The sequence below is a fragment of the Glutamicibacter sp. 2E12 genome (assembly GCF_050030965.1).
GTDB lineage: Bacteria > Actinomycetota > Actinomycetes > Actinomycetales > Micrococcaceae > Glutamicibacter.
The window spans coordinates 3061956-3077583 of the sequence record NZ_CP188297.1 but is presented as its reverse complement, the minus strand read 5'-3'; the positions used below and the strand labels follow the sequence as shown (position 1 = coordinate 3077583).

Below are 15628 nucleotides of genomic sequence, written 5' to 3'. Positions count from 1 at the left end.
AGCATTCTCGGTTCACCCATGGTGGCAAGAATCAACTCATGTCACCTAACAGTTTAGCGTCTATTGCGCGTTTCGCACCGCGACCGCGTCTCCATGGGCTGGCAGGTCCTCGGCATTGGCAAGATTAATCACGTGAGCGGCCACTTCGCCCAGCGCGGCCTTGTCGTAGTTGATCACCTGGATGGCTTTCAAGAAGGTATTCACGTTCAGCCCCGAGGCGTGCAGCGCGGTGCCACTGGTCGGCAGCACGTGGTTGGATCCTGCGCAGTAGTCGCCCAGCGAAACCGGGGCATAGGCGCCGACAAACACGGCGCCAGCAGCGGTGATGCGGGCCGCGGTGGATTCCGCCTCGGCCACCATGATTTCCAGGTGCTCGGCGGCGTAGGCGTTGCACACCTCGATCCCCTGCTCCAGGTCCTTGACCAAGATGACGGCCGATTGGGATCCTGACAGTGCCTCTGTCACACGGGCGGAGTGCTTGGTGGCGGCAACCTGCACCATGAGTTCCTTGCGCACGCCAGCAGCTAGTTCAGGTGAATCGGTAATCAGCACGGCCGCGGCGTTGGCATCGTGTTCTGCCTGCGAAATCATATCGGCAGCGACGAAGCCCGGGTTAGCTCCCTTGTCGGCAAGAATCGCGATTTCCGTAGGACCAGCTTCAGCGTCAATGCCTACCACGCCCTTGACCAAGCGCTTGGCGGTTGCCACGAACACGTTGCCTGGACCGGAGATCACGTCAACCGGTTCGATCCCGCCACGCTCATCGTTCGGCATGTCCACCCCGTAGGCGAACGCGGCAACAGCCTGGGCACCGCCCATGGCGTGCACCTCGTCGATGCCCAGCAGCTTGGCGGCAGCCAAGATGGTGGGGTGCGGCAGTCCGGCGAATTCCTTCTGCGGCGGGCTGGCCAGGGCTAGCGAGCTGACGCCGGCTGCCTGGGCAGGTACGGCGTTCATGATGACCGAGGACGGGTAGACGGCCAGGCCACCTGGCACGTACAGGCCGACGCGGCGCACCGGGACCCAGCGCTGGGTGACAGTTGCCCCGGTAGCGTAGCGGACTTCGGCGTCGTCCGGGCGCTGGGCCTTGGCGAATACGCGGGCGCGGTCAATGGATTCTTCCAGCGCCAGGCGGACCTGCGGGTCCAGTTCTTCCAGGGCGCGGTCCAGCTCATGCTGCGGCACACGGGTATGCTCCAGCTCAACGTGGTCAAAGCGCTGGGCCAGGTCCTTGAGTGTTTCCATGCCATGGGCGCGGACATCATCGATGATCTGCTGCACGGTTTCGGCTGCGGTCTGGGAGTTCATCTCCGGGCGCGGCAGCTTGGCTTTCAGCTGTGCGTAGCCCAGGGATTCGTTGCGCCAATCAAGGGTGGCGAGTGCTGAGAATTCGGTTTCTGGAATAGTGCTCACCTACCTAGTTTAACGCCGATGACCGGGGAAGGTTCATTAGTTACCTTCCCCGGTCATCCAAGCCGTGATCCGTTTCCCTATACGTCCAGGCAGTGCGGGCCCAGCAGCACCTTCAAATCGCCGAACAGGGCAGGATTGGGGTTCACCCTGAAGTTCATGCCCAGGCGCAGCAGCGAGGTGCCGCGGCTGCCGGTGAGCTTCACCCGCACCTCGGTGTTGCCGCTGTGGGTGCGCAGCACATCGCCCAGCTTCTGCACCAGGGTCTCGGTGGCCTTGTGTGTCGGAATGCCGATGACTACCGGTCCCCCGTTGGCATCCTCGGAAATTTCCGGGATCATCATTTCCTGCGCGTTCAGGGTGATGGAGCCGTCATCGCGGCGCTGCACGCGCCCCTTGATGACCACGATCAGGTCATCGGCCAGGATCTCGGCGATCGGCTGGTAGGCCTGGCCGAAGAACATGACCTCCATCGAACCGGAGAGGTCTTCGATCTCGCAGCGCGCATACGGGTTGCCGCTCTTCTTGGCGATGCGCCGCTGCAGACCGGAAATCATGCCGGCGATGGAAATGATGTGGCCATCCTGCGGGCCGTCATCCGAGAGCACGTGCGTGACCGGCATGTCAGCGTACTGGTCCAGGGCCGAGCCCAGTCCCTGCAGCGGGTGGTCGGAAACGTACAGGCCGAGCATGTCGCGCTCGTAGGCCAGTTTTTCCTTCTTGTCCCAATCGGGCATGTCGGGGATCGCCACGTGCATCGACTCCGAGGACTCATCCGCGCCCAGGGCGCTGAACAGGTCGAACTGGTTGGCCGCCTCGTTGCGCTTGACCTGGATCACCGAATCCACGGCTTCTTCGTGGATGGCCACCAGCGCCCGGCGTGGATGCTTCATGGAGTCGAAGGCACCGGCCTTGATCAGCGATTCAATGGTTCGCTTGTTGCAGACCACGGCCGGGACCTTGCCCAGGAAATCGTTGAAGTCGTTGTAGTTGCCCTTCTCCGTGCGGGCCTCGACCATGCCGGCCACCGCATTGGTGCCGACGTTGCGGATGGCGCCCATGCCGAAGCGGATATCCTTGCCCACTGGGGTGAAGTTCAACGCCGATTCGTTGACATCCGGCGGCAGCACGGTGATGCCGATGTGGCGGCATTCGTTCAGGTACAGTGCCAGCTTGTCCTTGTCATCGCCCACCGAGGTCAGCAGCGCGGCCATGTATTCGGCCGGGTAGTGCGCCTTGAGGTAGGCGGTCCAGTAGGAGACCACGCCGTACGCGGCCGAGTGGGCCTTGTTGAACGCGTAGTCGGAGAATGGCAGCAAGATGTCCCACAGGGTCTGCACGGCGGCGTCCGAGTAGCCGTTGTCGTTCATGCCCTGCTTGAAGCCGGCGAACTGCTTATCCAGTTCCGACTTCTTCTTCTTGCCCATGGCACGGCGCAAGATATCGGCCTGGCCCAGCGAGTAGCCGGCCAGCTTCTGCGCAATAGCCATAACCTGCTCCTGATACACGATCAGGCCGTAGGTGCCGCCGAGGATCTCTGCCAGCGGTTCAGCGAGCTCCGGGTGGATTGGGGTGACTTCCTGCAACCCGGTCTTGCGCAGGGCGTAGTTGGTGTGGGAGTTGGCGCCCATCGGGCCCGGACGGTACAGCGCGATCACTGCGGAGATGTCTTCGAAGTTATCGGGGCGCATCATCTTCAGCAGCGAGCGCATGGGACCGCCATCGAGTTGGAACACGCCCAGGGTGTCGCCGCGGGCCAGCAGGTTGTAGGCCTCGGGGTCCTCGATACTCAGGGTCTCGAGGTCGATTTTGGTGCCGGTGTTGTACTCGATGTTCTCCAGGGCATCGGAAATGATGGTGAGGTTGCGCAACCCCAGGAAGTCCATCTTGATCAGCCCCAGGCCTTCACAGGTCGGGTAGTCGAACTGGGTAATGACCTGTCCATCCTGGATGCGCCGCATGATGGGGATGACGTCGATGATCGGGTCCGAGCTCATGATCACGCCGGCGGCGTGCACGCCCCACTGGCGCTTCAGGCCTTCCAGGCCCTTGGCCGTCTCGAAGACGCGGGCCGCCTCCGGGTCATTGGCCACCAGGTTGCGGAAGTCCCCCGCCTCCGAATAGCGCTTGGATTGCGGGTTCTCGATGTCGTTCAGCGGGATGTCCTTGGCCATCACCGCCGGCGGCAGCGCCTTGGTCAGGGTCTCGCCCATGCTGAACGGGTAGCCGAGCACGCGCGATGAGTCCTTCAGCGCCTGCTTGGTCTTGATTGAACCGTAGGTCACGATCATCGATACGCGCTCATCACCGTACTTCTCGGTCACGTACTTGATGACCTCGGAACGGCGGCGATCATCGAAGTCGACATCGAAGTCGGGCATGGAAACACGTTCCGGGTTCAGGAAACGCTCGAAGATCAGGCCGTGCACCAGCGGATCGAGGTCCGTGATCCGCATGGCGTAGGCGACCATGGAGCCTGCACCCGAACCACGCCCCGGGCCAACACGGATGCCGTGGTCCTTGGACCAGTTGATGAAGTCGGCCACGACCAGGAAGTATCCCGGGAAGCCCATCTTGATGATGACGTCCAGCTCGTAGTCTGCCTGCTTGCGCGAAGCTTCTGGGATGCCGTTCGGGTAGCGGTAGTGCAGTCCCTTGTCGACTTCCTTGATCAGCCAGCTGGTTTCGTCCTCCCCCGGCGGGCAAGGGAATTTCGGCATGTAGTTGGCGTTCGTGTCGAAGGAGACCTCGACCCGGTCGGCGATCGCCAGGGTGTTGTCGCAGGCTTCAGGAAATTCCTTGAACAAATCGCGCATTTCGCGCGCCGATTTCAGGTAGTAGCCGGTGCCGGAAAAAGCGAAGCGGCTGCCGCCCTGGTCATAGGTGGGCTCGTCGAGCGTGGAGCCGGAGTTGATGGCCAGCAGCGCCTCGTGGGCCTTGGCATCGGATTCATGGGTGTAGTGCAGGTCGTTGGTAGCCACCAGCGGAATGCCCAGTTCCTTGGCCAGGCGCAGCAGGTCCTTGGTGATGCGGCGTTCGATCTCCAGACCGTGGTCCATGATCTCGCAGAAGTAGTTTTCCTTGCCGAATAAATCCTGCAGTTCAGCCGCGGCCGCCTTCGCCGCATCGTACTGGCCCAGGCGAAGCTTGGTCTGGACTTCACCCGAAGGGCAGCCGGTCGTGGCAATGAGGCCTTCGTGGTGCTCGTTGAGCAGCTCGCGGTCCCAGCGCGGGTATTTGCCGAACACGGAGTCCAGCGAGGCGCGGGACGAACCCTTGAAAAGGTTGTCCATGCCCTTGTTGTTGTACGAGAGCAGGGTCATGTGGTTGTACAGGCCGCCACCGGAAACGTCATCGCCCTTTTGCGATTCGTCGGTACGCCATTTCACGCGGGTCTTGTCGTCGCGCGCGGTGCCCGGGGTGACATAGGCTTCTACGCCGATGATCGGCTTAACGCCAGCTCCGGTGGCTTGGCGCCAGAAATCGAAGGCACCGAACAGGTAGCCATGGTCGGTAATCGCCATGGCTTCCATGCCCTGCCGGTTAGCTTCGGCGAAGAGTTCGCCTAGGCGCGCCGCACCGTCCAGCATGGAGTATTCGGTGTGGGTATGAAGATGGACAAATCCGTCACGTGTAGCACTCACCCAACCAGTCTAGCGATCAAACCCGGACTTGGGCCCACCCCGGCGCGGTGCTGTGGCTAGCACGACACAAGGTGCTGCCGGCCAGTGGCCAACAGCACCTTGGAACTCAGTATCCGCCTTCGCGCAGCAGCTCGACGGCGCCTGCCAGATCCGCAGGATATTCGCTTTCGTATTCCATCCACTGGCCGGAGACCGGATGGGAGAATCCAAGACGTTTTGCATGCAGCCACTGCCGGGTCAGGCCCAGAGCGGCACCCAGCTTGGGATCCGCTCCGTAGGTCTGGTCTCCGGCACAAGGGTGCCCGAAGGCTGAGAAGTGGACGCGGATCTGGTGGGTGCGCCCGGTTTCCAGTTGCACCTCGACCAGCGAGGCGCGGCCGAAGGCCTCGATCACCTTGTAGTGGGTGACCGAGTCCCGCCCGCCATCCAGGACAGCGAACTTCCAGTCGTGGCCCGGGTGGCGCCCGATCGGCGCGTCGATGGTGCCTTCCAGCGGGTCAGGCAGGCCCTGCACCACCGCATGGTAGATCTTCTTGGGGGTGCGTTCCTTGAAGGCGCGCTTCAGTTCGGTGTAGGCGCGTTCGGTTTTCGCCACGACCATCAGGCCGCTGGTGCCCACGTCCAAGCGGTGCACTATGCCTTGGCGTTCGGCGGCACCGGAAGTGGTGATGTTGTAGCCCTCGGCCATGAGTGCGCCGACAACTGTCGGGCCCACCCACCCCGGGGATGGATGGGCTGCGACACCCACGGGCTTGTCGATGACCACATAGTCATCGTCGTCCGCGATAATCTTCAGCTCTTCCACTTTCTCAACCTTAATTTCTAATGGGTCTGCCTGCGGCGGGATGGTGACTACCAGCTGGTCCCCCGCCTTGATCTTCAGAGATTTGGCAATGGTTCGTCCGTTGACCTGGATCTGCGAATCCTTGCAAAGGCTCGAAGCCAAGGTGCGCGGGATCTGCAGGGACCGGGAGATATAGGCGTCAAGGCGTGCGCCGGCATCGGCTGGGTCAACCAGCAGTTCGTGAATGGTGGTTTCGTTCGAGATCATGCGTTTGGTTCTGCTTCCTCCTTGTTGGACTTGTCTTTCTTTGGAGGATCGCCAATGCTGCCATCGAGGTTGCGCCCGCGGATGAGCATGTACGCCACCGCGATCATGGAACAGACGATGAAGGAGTCGGCGACGTTGAAGATAGCGAAGTGGGTGACGGAAAACATGTCTACCACATGGCCGAATCCGAAGCCCGGTTCACGGAACAGCCGGTCCACGACATTGCCCAGGACACCGCCGAGCAGGCAGCCCAGGGCTATGGCCCAGCTTCTGGACAGCACCTTGCGGAAAAACAGGTAAATGACGTAGACCGCGACTGCCGATTGCAGGATCGCGAAGACTATGGTGAAGTCTTCGCCGATGGAGAAGGCGGCACCAGGGTTCAGGATGTAGTGGATGTTGAAGAATCCGGGAATCACTTCAATCGATTGGCCAAGCCGCATGTTCTGTTCAACGGCAATTTTGACGGTTTGGTCCAGTACCAGCGCGATCAGAGCGATCACGAGGCCAAGGCCAACGTATTTCTTCGCCTTCGCGCCCGCGTTTCCGGATTGAACTGCGTCCACAGTGGTACCCATTATTTCCCTTAAACGTCAACGGTGGTGATCGGAATGTATCCGTTCACCACCGTTGATCTTACTTGATAGCTAGATCAAGTTATGAACTGTCAGCGACTAGCTGGTCTTGCCTGCCGCACCAGCATCGATCGAACCCTGGGACTCAAGGTCACGCAGCTGTCCTTCGATGTAGGTCTTCAGGCGAGCACGGTAATCGCGTTCGAAGCCACGCAACTGCTCGAGCTTGCGCTCCAGAACCGACTTCTGCTGCTCCAAGGCCGACAAGGTCTTGCGGCTCTTCTCTTCAGCGGTGGTGACCAAGGTGTTAGCTTCGGTCTTCGCTTCGGAGATGATCTTGTCGCGCTGCTCGACACCGGCAGCGACGTACTCGTCGTGCAGACGCTGAGCCATGGACAGCACGTTGGCTGCCGACTCTGCGGATTCGGAGCGAGGAGTTGCAGCTGGCGCTGCTGCTGCGGCCGGAGCTGCAGGTGCCTTCTCAGCGGCAGCTGGCTTAGCTTCTGCCTTCTTTTCCTCAGCTGGCTTGGCAGCTGGGGTTTCTGCCTTCGCTGGCTCTGCAGGCTTAGCTTCTGCCTTCTTCTCTTCAGCTGGCTTAGCAGCTGGAGCAGCAGGAGTAACTGGAGCGGCCGAAACGGGTGCAGGAACAGCCTGCTCCTTCGATACCGAACCCGCATCTTCGCCAAGTTCGGCAAGGCGGCTGCGCAGAGCCTCGTTCTCACCGGTTAGGCGACGCAGCTCCACAACGATTTCGTCGAGGAAGTCATCTACCTCGTCTTGGTCGTAGCCTTCACGGAACTTGGTCGGCTGAAACCGCTTATTGACTACGTCTTCTGGCGTCAGAGCCATTGGGTCACCTCAATACTGGGATCATTTCCGCACGACCATTGTCTTGCCTTGCGAAACACTTACCGTTTTTGTCAGTGTCGCGACCGGTGAAGTCGGAGCACCATTTCCTAAAGGATATAACGATTTGGACAATTATTACGAAATCGAGCTTACGCGCGAGTCTCTTATTCTTTGAATCTACAGCTTTTGACTGCTCAGGACAATCCCCGTGAAGCACGGAAATGCCCTAATCAGATCCCTGTCCTGAGACCCAGGTTGGCTACCACCGCTTTAAGAATGATTACGACGATGAACAACACAAGAAAGGACAGGTCAAGACGGATTCCGCCGAGATCCAGGGGTTTGATCTTCCGGCGCAACCAGCGCAGCGGAGGATCGGTAATCGACACGATTGCACTTGCGACAATCAATGCGATGCCTTTGGGTCGCCAGTGGCGAGCAAAGCTTTCCGTTACATCCAACACAATTCTCATTAAGAGCAGAATCTGGAGGATGGCTAAGGCGAGATAGATGATCCCGAACACCATTTTGTGCTTGTGCTCCTGGTGTCTTAGCTCTGATTAAAGAAGGTTGCTTGCGCTTCGGACTGCTTGCGATCTTCACCGAGGACCTCAACGGTCGCTGGTGAGAGCAAGAAGACCTTGTTCGTGACTCGCTCAATGGAGCCGTGCAGGGCGAAAACAAGACCGGCCGAGAAGTCGACGAGGCGCTTGGCATCGGTTTCACCCATGTCGGTGACATTCATAATCACCGGGATGCCGTCACGGAAGTTCTCACCGATGATCTTGGCATCGTTATAAGAACGAGGGTGGACGGTAGTAATCTGACGCAATTCGGAATCCTCATCCCGTACTGAAGGGGCACGCTTAATAGGGGTGACCGGAGCACGGTATTCCGTCTCTGGTTCTCTAGCTTGTGTTTGCGGCGCAGCCTGCCTTGCAACAGGCTGTGGGCGTGGGGCTTCGGCAGGTCGCTTTGGAGCTGTGTCCTCAACTACCCGAACCTGGGTTTTGGGCTCAGCGTGTTGTGTCTGGGTCTCTTCCTGCTCGACGGCGTCCGCCAAGCCGAGATATACCATTGCCTTACGCAGTCCGTCAGCCACGATGTTTCTCCTCGTTTATCCCATGCATGCAACCCCATTGCACGCTTCCGCTACTTCGACGCTACCGCACAAAATAATGCAGGCATCGTTCATTCGATCAATTCTTGGCGGTGTGTCGCGCACGCCTACGCGGCGGTCCAGATGAGTCCGGCAAGTCGTCCTGCACGGCTTGAACGCCGGTAGGAATAGTAGCTTTCGTCTTCCAAGGTGCAGACACCGGATTGCCGCACGTCCACCCCGAGGCCGCGCAGTTCTTGTTCGGCTGAGGCCGGAAGGTCCAGCCCATGGGTCCCCCAGCGAGTCGTGGTGCGAATCCCGGTGCGCAACTCTTCGGATTCCTGGGCCATGCTTTCTGGAACTTCATAGCATCGGCCGCAGATCGAAGGGCCGATCACGGCTTCCACTGTGTCGGCACCATGAGCCTTCAGGCCCTCGACCGTTTTTGCCAGGATCCCGTCGAGCAGCCCGCGCCGGCCGGCGTGGGTTGCGGCACTCAGGGTTTGCCCATTGCGCGTGTTTCTTCCGACAAAGAGCACCGGAAGGCAGTCGGCGACCATCACTGCCAGGGGCTGGGTGCCAGTTGGGTCCAGCAATCCATCGCAGGTTGGCGCTGCCGGCTCTAGCCACGAGGTGCGCCGCACCGGCGTGACCTCATATACATCGGCGGAGTGCACCTGGTTCATGAAGTTAAGCGAGAAGCGTCGAACCCCGATCAAGTCCTCCAATTTGGCTCGATTCTCCGCCACAAGGCGGGGATCGTCATTCACGTGCAGGGCGAGGTTTCCCTCAGCCTGCGATGTGAATGCCAGTTGGATGCTCGGATCGAGGTTCGACGCGAAATGTAGCACTGCTCAGCTTCTTGCTGTTTTTACTTCAGGAAGTCCGGGACATCCAGGTCGTCGTTCGAACCGTTCAGGTCCGAGTCGACAACATCTGGAAGGTCCTGGAAGGAGCTGGCCTGCTCTGCGGCAGCTGGCTTCTCATGAGCAACCTGGGCTGGCTTCGCAGCTTCGGTTGCAGCAGGTGCTGGTGTTTCTGGAATGCTCGCTGGCACTTGCTCAGCCGGGCGCGCGGAGACAGCTGGCTTTGCTGCGACCGGTGCCATTGGCTTGCTGGTGACATCTGGCTCGTCGAAGCCGGCTGCAATCACGGTGACACGTGCTTCGTCGCCCAAGGCGTCGTCAATGACGGCGCCGAAGATGATGTTGGCTTCCGGGTGGGCAACTTCCTGCACGAGGCGTGCAGCTTCGTTGATTTCGAACAAGCCGAGGTCGGAGCCGCCCTGGATGGAGAGCAGGACGCCGTGGGCGCCATCGATAGAAGCTTCGAGCAGTGGCGAGGCAATAGCCAGCTCCGCTGCCTTCACTGCACGGTCTTCGCCCCGCGCCGAACCGATGCCCATCAATGCCGAGCCTGCGCCCTGCATAACGGACTTCACGTCGGCGAAGTCGAGGTTGATCAGGCCCGAGGTGGTGATCAGGTCGGTAATGCCCTGCACGCCGGAGAGCAGAACCTGGTCTGCCTGGCGGAATGCATCGAGCACCGATACGTTGCGATCCGAGATCGACAGCAGTCGATCGTTCGGGATCACAATGAGGGTATCCACTTCGTCGCGCAGGGCTTCGATGCCCGACTCGGCGGAGTTAGCGCGGCGGCGACCCTCGAAGGTGAATGGACGGGTGACCACGCCGATGGTCAGCGCGCCAAGCGAGCGGGCAATGCGGGCCACGACCGGCGCGCCACCAGTACCAGTACCGCCGCCTTCGCCAGCGGTCACGAAGACCATGTCCGCGCCGCGCAGGACGTCTTCGATTTCTTCTACATGATCTTCCGCTGCCTGGCGTCCCACATCAGGGTTGGCGCCAGCGCCCAGGCCACGAGTCAGTTCGCGTCCTACGTCGAGTTTGACGTCGGCATCACTCATAAGCAGAGCCTGGGCATCGGTGTTAATGGCGATGAACTCTACGCCCTTGAGACCGACTTCGATCATTCGATTGACTGCGTTTACACCGCCACCGCCGATTCCGACGACTTTAATGACCGCGAGGTAATTCTGTGGAGCTGCCACGTCCCGCTTCCCTTGTTAGATGTGCTACATATTTCACGACTCCAGCTAAAGACCTTCACCTTTAGCCTTAAGGTTAAGATTCTGTCAAGCTGTCGTTATTAGAAACGCTATGAGTCGTGTGGTCTTTCTGCAACGACCGCCTAGGCGTGTCGCTTATTCAAAACTATCTTTCCAGAATTTCTTGGCTTATTGGTCTTCCCGCGCCCAGAGCACCGCGACTTAATAGACCACGGGATTTTCTGGGTTGGTGACGTCGATGGTCGTCTTGGCCGCGTGCTTTTTCTCAAGCTCTTTCAAGAAGATCGTCGCCACTTCATTTTTCAGGGCCGCTTTCTTGGCGTCTCCCCAAATCAAAGTGCGGTTCTTCGGCAACGCCAGTTCGGCGAACCCTGCCTTGGACAAGGATGCCGTTGAGACTTCCTTGAGCACTTTCTTGTCAACGGTGCTCAAGATTCCGGTCAGCAGCTTGAACTGCTCCGGATCAGCAGTGACGTCGGTGGCCTTGATCTTGGGCAACTGGTCCTTGTCATTCTTGCCGACGGTGCGAAGCTTCTTGCCGGTCTCGGAGACCAGGTACTGCTTCTTGCCCTCCAGCAAGATGGCCACCGGCACAGCTTCGATTACCTCAACGACCAAGGTGTTGGGCATCTGGGCCTTGACCACGATTTCGTCGATGGCCGGCTGCTCGCCGATCAGCTCCTGGACCCTCGATTCAGAGATCCGCGGCAGCGGAACGCCCTTCAATGGTTCCAGGGACTTCCCCAGCTTCTCGGAATTGACCAGCTTGGTGCCGGTTACTTCGATCTTCTTGGCAGCGATCACCGGTGAGAAGCTCAAGATCAAAACCGCAGCGAGGCTGAGCACGACGATGCATGCCGTGAGAATAATCAGGATCTTGCGCCGTTTTTTCTCCGGGCTCTCCGGAAGTTCTACGACTTTTGCTGCTTCACCCATGGATCACCTTGGTAGACGGAAGTGGACCAACTGCGATGGCCTCGGACTCGGGACGGAATTCGTCAGCTCAGCGACTTGACGATGTCTGGGCCTAGCGCTGTGACATCGCCGGCGCCAATGGTCATGATGACATCGCCCGGCTCGGACTGCTCAACCACGTGCGCTACAGCGGCTGCCGGCGAAAGTACCTGGGCAGGAACCTCGATGCGCGATGCGATCAGTTCGCTGTCCACGCCATCGATAGGTTCTTCACGTGCCGGGTAGATATCCAGCACGGCCACCGAATCGGCCAGGGACAAGGCCTGGGCGAATTGGCGGAAGAACTCTTGGGTACGGCTGAACAGGTGCGGCTGGAAGACAATGTGCAGCCGGCCGTTGCCGGCCACCGTACGGCCGGCGGTCAGCGCTGCCTGCACCTCGGTCGGGTGGTGCGCGTAGTCGTCGTAGACACGGACCTCTGCGGCTTCACCCTTGAATTCGAATCGGCGAGCTGCCCCGGAGAAACTGGAGAGCGCCTGCAGCGCTTCGTCAACGTCCACACCTGCATCAATGCCGACAGACAATGCGGCGGCAGCATTAAGCAGGTTGTGCTGGCCGGGCACTGCCAGATCCAGGATGCGGCTTTGTCCGCTGCCCCATTCGATGGTTGCGGTGAAGCGGCCGTCTTCGGTGGCGCGGGCATCGGAAAGGCGGCGGTCGGCGTGATCGCTGAAGCCGTAGGTCTGCACGCGGATTTCCGGACGCTCTGCGCGCATCTTGTGCGCCAGATCGTTGGAACCCTCATCATCTGCACAGCAGATCAGCAAGCCGTCTGCCGGCAATAGCCTGGCGAAGTCCACGAAGGCCTGGTGCACTGCTTCAGCGGTACCGTAGTGATCCAGGTGGTCGGCTTCGACGTTGGTCACGATGATGGCATCCGGCCGGTAGTTGAGGAAGGAAGCGTCGGATTCGTCCGCTTCGGCCACGAAGTAGGATCCGGCCCCGAGCTCGGCGTTGGTGCCCAGGCTTGGAATATTCGCTCCCACGGCGAAGCTCGGACGCGCGCCAATGGTCTTGAGCATATGGGCGGTCAGCGAAGTGGTGGTGGTCTTGCCGTGAGTACCGGCGATGGCCACGATCTTCTCGTGGCCGCGCATGGTAGCTTCCAGGCCTTCGGAGCGGTGCAAGATTCGCAGTCCGCGGCGCAGGGCTTCGTCGTATTCCGGGTTTCCGGCCTTGATGATCGAGGAGATCACCACGGTGTCGGCGTCGCCGAGGTTCGCTGGGTCGTAGCCTACGTGGATTCGCGCGCCGCGCTCACGCAAGCCATCGAGCACCGGGAGATCCTTGGCATCGGTGCCGGAGACAGCCAGGCCGTAGTCGAGCAGCAGCCGTGCAACCGCTGATACGCCAACCCCGCCTACACCCATCAGGTGTACCTTGCCCAGATCGGCGTTCAGTTCGTCGGCTCGCAGTGCCATGGTTCTAGCCTTCCTGACCCGCACGGCGGCGGGTTGAAACTTCATCAATAATCCGTCGCGCCATGATCTGCGCGGCGTCGCGCTGCCCCAATGAGGCAGCGGCTTGAGACATCTTTTCAATTTTATGCTGATCGGTCAGCATATTGATGACATTTTCGCTGATATAGGACTTTGTGAACTCCGCGTCGGAAACCAGGACGGCTCCCCCGGCAGCGACCAGTTCACGGGCGTTGAGCTTTTGCTCGCCGTTGCCGATGGGCAGCGGAACCAGTACCGAGGCCGTGCCAGCTACGGCCAGTTCGCAGACGGTGCCCGCGCCGGAGCGGCAGATCATCAAATCCGCGACGGCGTAGGCGTAGTCCATGCGGTCCACGTATTCGGTCTGGCTGTATCCTTCATGGGACAGCAGATTGCCCGAGGCGTCCAGAATCTGCTTTCCGCGTCCGGTGATGTGGATAGTGTGGATGCCAGCTGCGTTCAGCTCGTCCAGGGACTGCTCGATGGCGGTATTGATGCTCTGCGCTCCGGAGGATCCACCGGTGACCAGAAGTACCGGCTTCTGCCCGGTGATACCGAAGTACCCGCGTGCTTCGCCTCGCAGCGCGGCTTTGTCCATGGTGGCAACGTTGGAGCGCATCGGCATGCCCACCTGCATCTCACCGGGCAGCCCGGTGTTGGCGAAAGTAGTTCCGACGAATGCCGCGTTCTTTGCCCCGAGCTTGTTTGCCATGCCGGCAACGGAGTTGGCCTCATGCACGAAGATCGGCAGCTTCAGCTGCTTCGCGGCAAGATATGCCGGGGTGCAGACATAACCGCCGACGCCCAGGACGGCCTCGGCCTTGGTGGTGCGCAGAACGTTCTTGGCGTTGTTAATGGCCTTGATGAAACGGAAAGGGAACTTGAGCAGATCCATGTTGATGCTGCGTGGCATCGGGGCCTTGGGGATGAGTTCGAGCGGGTAGCCAGCTTCCGGCACCAGCTTGGTTTCCAGGCCACCGGGAGAACCCAGTGCTGTGACCATTGCTTCGGGATGCTCGGCCTTCACGGCATCAGCTATGGCCAGCATGGGCGAGATATGGCCGGCAGTTCCGCCGCCGGCGACGACTAGACGAAGTGCTTCGCTCATCTGTTGCTGTACTCCTTCGTCCTGCCAATGGGCAGGATCAACGTCCACCGCAGATTCAGCGATGGGCCTCTGCTTCTGATAGCGGCCGCTTGCGGCGCACTATTTGGTTTTCTTGCTCTTTGCCGGTTTCTTTTCCAGCGTTGCTTCGAATTCAAGTTTTTGCGCCCGGGCCGAGGAGAGGACATAGCCCATTGCCAGCATGATGGCGAGCATCGCCGAGCCGCCGGAGGAAATGAACGGCAGCGGAACACCGATCACGGGAAGTACGCCGGTGACGGTACCCAGATTCACGAAGGTCTGGCCGATGACCCAGGACATCAGGCAACCCATGAGCACCTTGGTGTACAAGTCCTTGGCGCGTGCTGCAATGCGATACATCGCCAAGGCCAGCAGCATGAACATGACCAGGACGAACAGCACGCCGATCAGGCCGAACTCTTCACCCAGGATGGAGAAGATGAAGTCGTTCTGCGCCTCAGGCACATAGGACCACTTCATGCGGGACTGGCCTGCGCCCACACCGAACCAGCCGCCGGAGGCGAAGGCGTGAAGGCCCATGCTGGCCTGGTAGCAAAGGTCGCTGCTCGGGCCGCAATCGGTATCAAGCCAAGCGAGGATGCGCTGGCGGCGGTTGGAGGAAGCGAAGATCGCCACGGACAGGCCCAGGACACCGACCACCGAAAACGCCGCCAGCCACTTCATCCGGATGCCGCCCAAGAACATCGCCGAGGCAATGATCATCAACAAGACCAGCGCTGTACCTACGTCCTTGCCGACCACGATGAGGCCAACAATGAAGACCCCCACCGGGGCAACCACTGGGACGACCAAATGCTTGATGTCGTGCAGCAGATGCTGCTTCTTTTCCAGCATGAACGCGGCAAAAACAGACAACGCCAGTTTGGCGAACTCGCTGGGCTGCAGGCCGAAGCCGCCGATGCGGATCCAGTTTCGGTTGCCGAGCACCGTATGGCCCAATGGCGTGAACGCCACGAGGAACAACAGGACCACTGCCGCAATAACGGAAGGCCAGGCCAGCCGCTTCAGCGTTTCCGGCTTGATCCGCTGCATGACCAGCATGCAGAGAATACCCAAGGCGGCAAAGCCACCCTGGGACAGCGCCACGGTGAAACCGTCCCTGCCCTTCGCGATCGCTTCAACCGACGCCGATGACTGGACCATGACCACACCGAAAACGGCCAGCACGATGGAGCCCACGAGCACCAGCCAGTAGTCCGTGGAGGCCATGCGGCCGCTGGAGTTCTCGACGGTTCCGAGCATCCTGCCGAATCTCACGTACCAAGGGAGTTCGGCTTTGGAACCTGCTGGCTTCTTGTTCATTTTCATCGCCATCGGTGCCTCCTGCCTCGGTGTCGTTTATTCGGTCAG

Annotated in this window: 13 protein-coding genes; all 13 read right to left on the bottom strand. The window is 60.2% G+C overall.

Going from position 1 to position 15628, the window contains the following annotated elements:
• Positions 1 to 60: 60 nt before the first annotated feature.
• Entirely contained in the window at positions 61 to 1413 is a 1353-nt protein-coding gene (hisD, locus tag ACP3TE_RS14435) for a histidinol dehydrogenase (RefSeq protein WP_105656789.1), read from the bottom strand.
• A 77-nt stretch (positions 1414 to 1490) separates the two neighbouring features.
• Complete coding sequence (dnaE, locus tag ACP3TE_RS14430; RefSeq protein WP_105656790.1) at positions 1491 to 5054, bottom strand: DNA polymerase III subunit alpha; 3564 nt, start codon at positions 5052 to 5054, stop codon at positions 1491 to 1493.
• Between the two features lie 106 nt (positions 5055 to 5160).
• Positions 5161 to 6105, bottom strand: coding sequence for an RluA family pseudouridine synthase (locus ACP3TE_RS14425; protein WP_105656791.1), 945 nt, complete (start codon positions 6103 to 6105; stop codon positions 5161 to 5163).
• A complete protein-coding gene (lspA, locus tag ACP3TE_RS14420) occupies positions 6102 to 6683 on the bottom strand; it encodes a signal peptidase II (protein WP_105661481.1) in 582 nt (193 codons plus the stop codon). The genes ACP3TE_RS14425 and lspA overlap by 4 nt, the downstream gene beginning before the upstream one ends.
• 96 nt (positions 6684 to 6779) lie before the next feature.
• Positions 6780 to 7529: a DivIVA domain-containing protein gene (locus ACP3TE_RS14415; protein WP_105656793.1), complete on the bottom strand. Its 750-nt coding sequence runs from the start codon at positions 7527 to 7529 to the stop codon at positions 6780 to 6782.
• 230 nt (positions 7530 to 7759) lie between these two features.
• On the bottom strand, positions 7760 to 8056 hold the full coding sequence (locus tag ACP3TE_RS14410; RefSeq protein WP_105656794.1) for a YggT family protein: 297 nt from the start codon (positions 8054 to 8056) through the stop codon (positions 7760 to 7762).
• A 23-nt stretch (positions 8057 to 8079) separates the two neighbouring features.
• Positions 8080 to 8631 (bottom strand): cell division protein SepF, encoded by a 552-nt coding sequence (locus ACP3TE_RS14405; RefSeq protein ID WP_105656795.1) that lies wholly within the window; start codon positions 8629 to 8631, stop codon positions 8080 to 8082.
• A gap of 125 nt (positions 8632 to 8756) precedes the next feature.
• On the bottom strand, positions 8757 to 9479 hold the full coding sequence (locus ACP3TE_RS14400; RefSeq protein WP_133834279.1) for a polyphenol oxidase family protein: 723 nt from the start codon (positions 9477 to 9479) through the stop codon (positions 8757 to 8759).
• 20 nt (positions 9480 to 9499) lie between these two features.
• Complete coding sequence (gene ftsZ, locus ACP3TE_RS14395) at positions 9500 to 10699, bottom strand: cell division protein FtsZ (RefSeq protein WP_105656797.1); 1200 nt, start codon at positions 10697 to 10699, stop codon at positions 9500 to 9502.
• 219 nt (positions 10700 to 10918) lie between these two features.
• The gene (locus tag ACP3TE_RS14390) at positions 10919 to 11653 is read right to left on the bottom strand and encodes a cell division protein FtsQ/DivIB (RefSeq protein ID WP_105656798.1); all 735 of its coding nucleotides are present in this window, start codon (positions 11651 to 11653) and stop codon (positions 10919 to 10921) included.
• 62 nt (positions 11654 to 11715) lie between these two features.
• On the bottom strand, positions 11716 to 13113 hold the full coding sequence (murC, locus tag ACP3TE_RS14385; protein ID WP_105661483.1) for a UDP-N-acetylmuramate--L-alanine ligase: 1398 nt from the start codon (positions 13111 to 13113) through the stop codon (positions 11716 to 11718).
• 4 nt (positions 13114 to 13117) lie between these two features.
• Positions 13118 to 14239 (bottom strand): undecaprenyldiphospho-muramoylpentapeptide beta-N-acetylglucosaminyltransferase, encoded by a 1122-nt coding sequence (gene murG / locus ACP3TE_RS14380; RefSeq protein ID WP_105656800.1) that lies wholly within the window; start codon positions 14237 to 14239, stop codon positions 13118 to 13120.
• A gap of 99 nt (positions 14240 to 14338) precedes the next feature.
• Positions 14339 to 15592 carry a putative lipid II flippase FtsW gene (gene ftsW, locus ACP3TE_RS14375; protein ID WP_388022471.1) on the bottom strand — a complete coding sequence of 418 codons (1254 nt, stop codon included), beginning with the start codon at positions 15590 to 15592 and terminating at the stop codon, positions 14339 to 14341.
• Positions 15593 to 15628 lie beyond the last annotated feature (36 nt).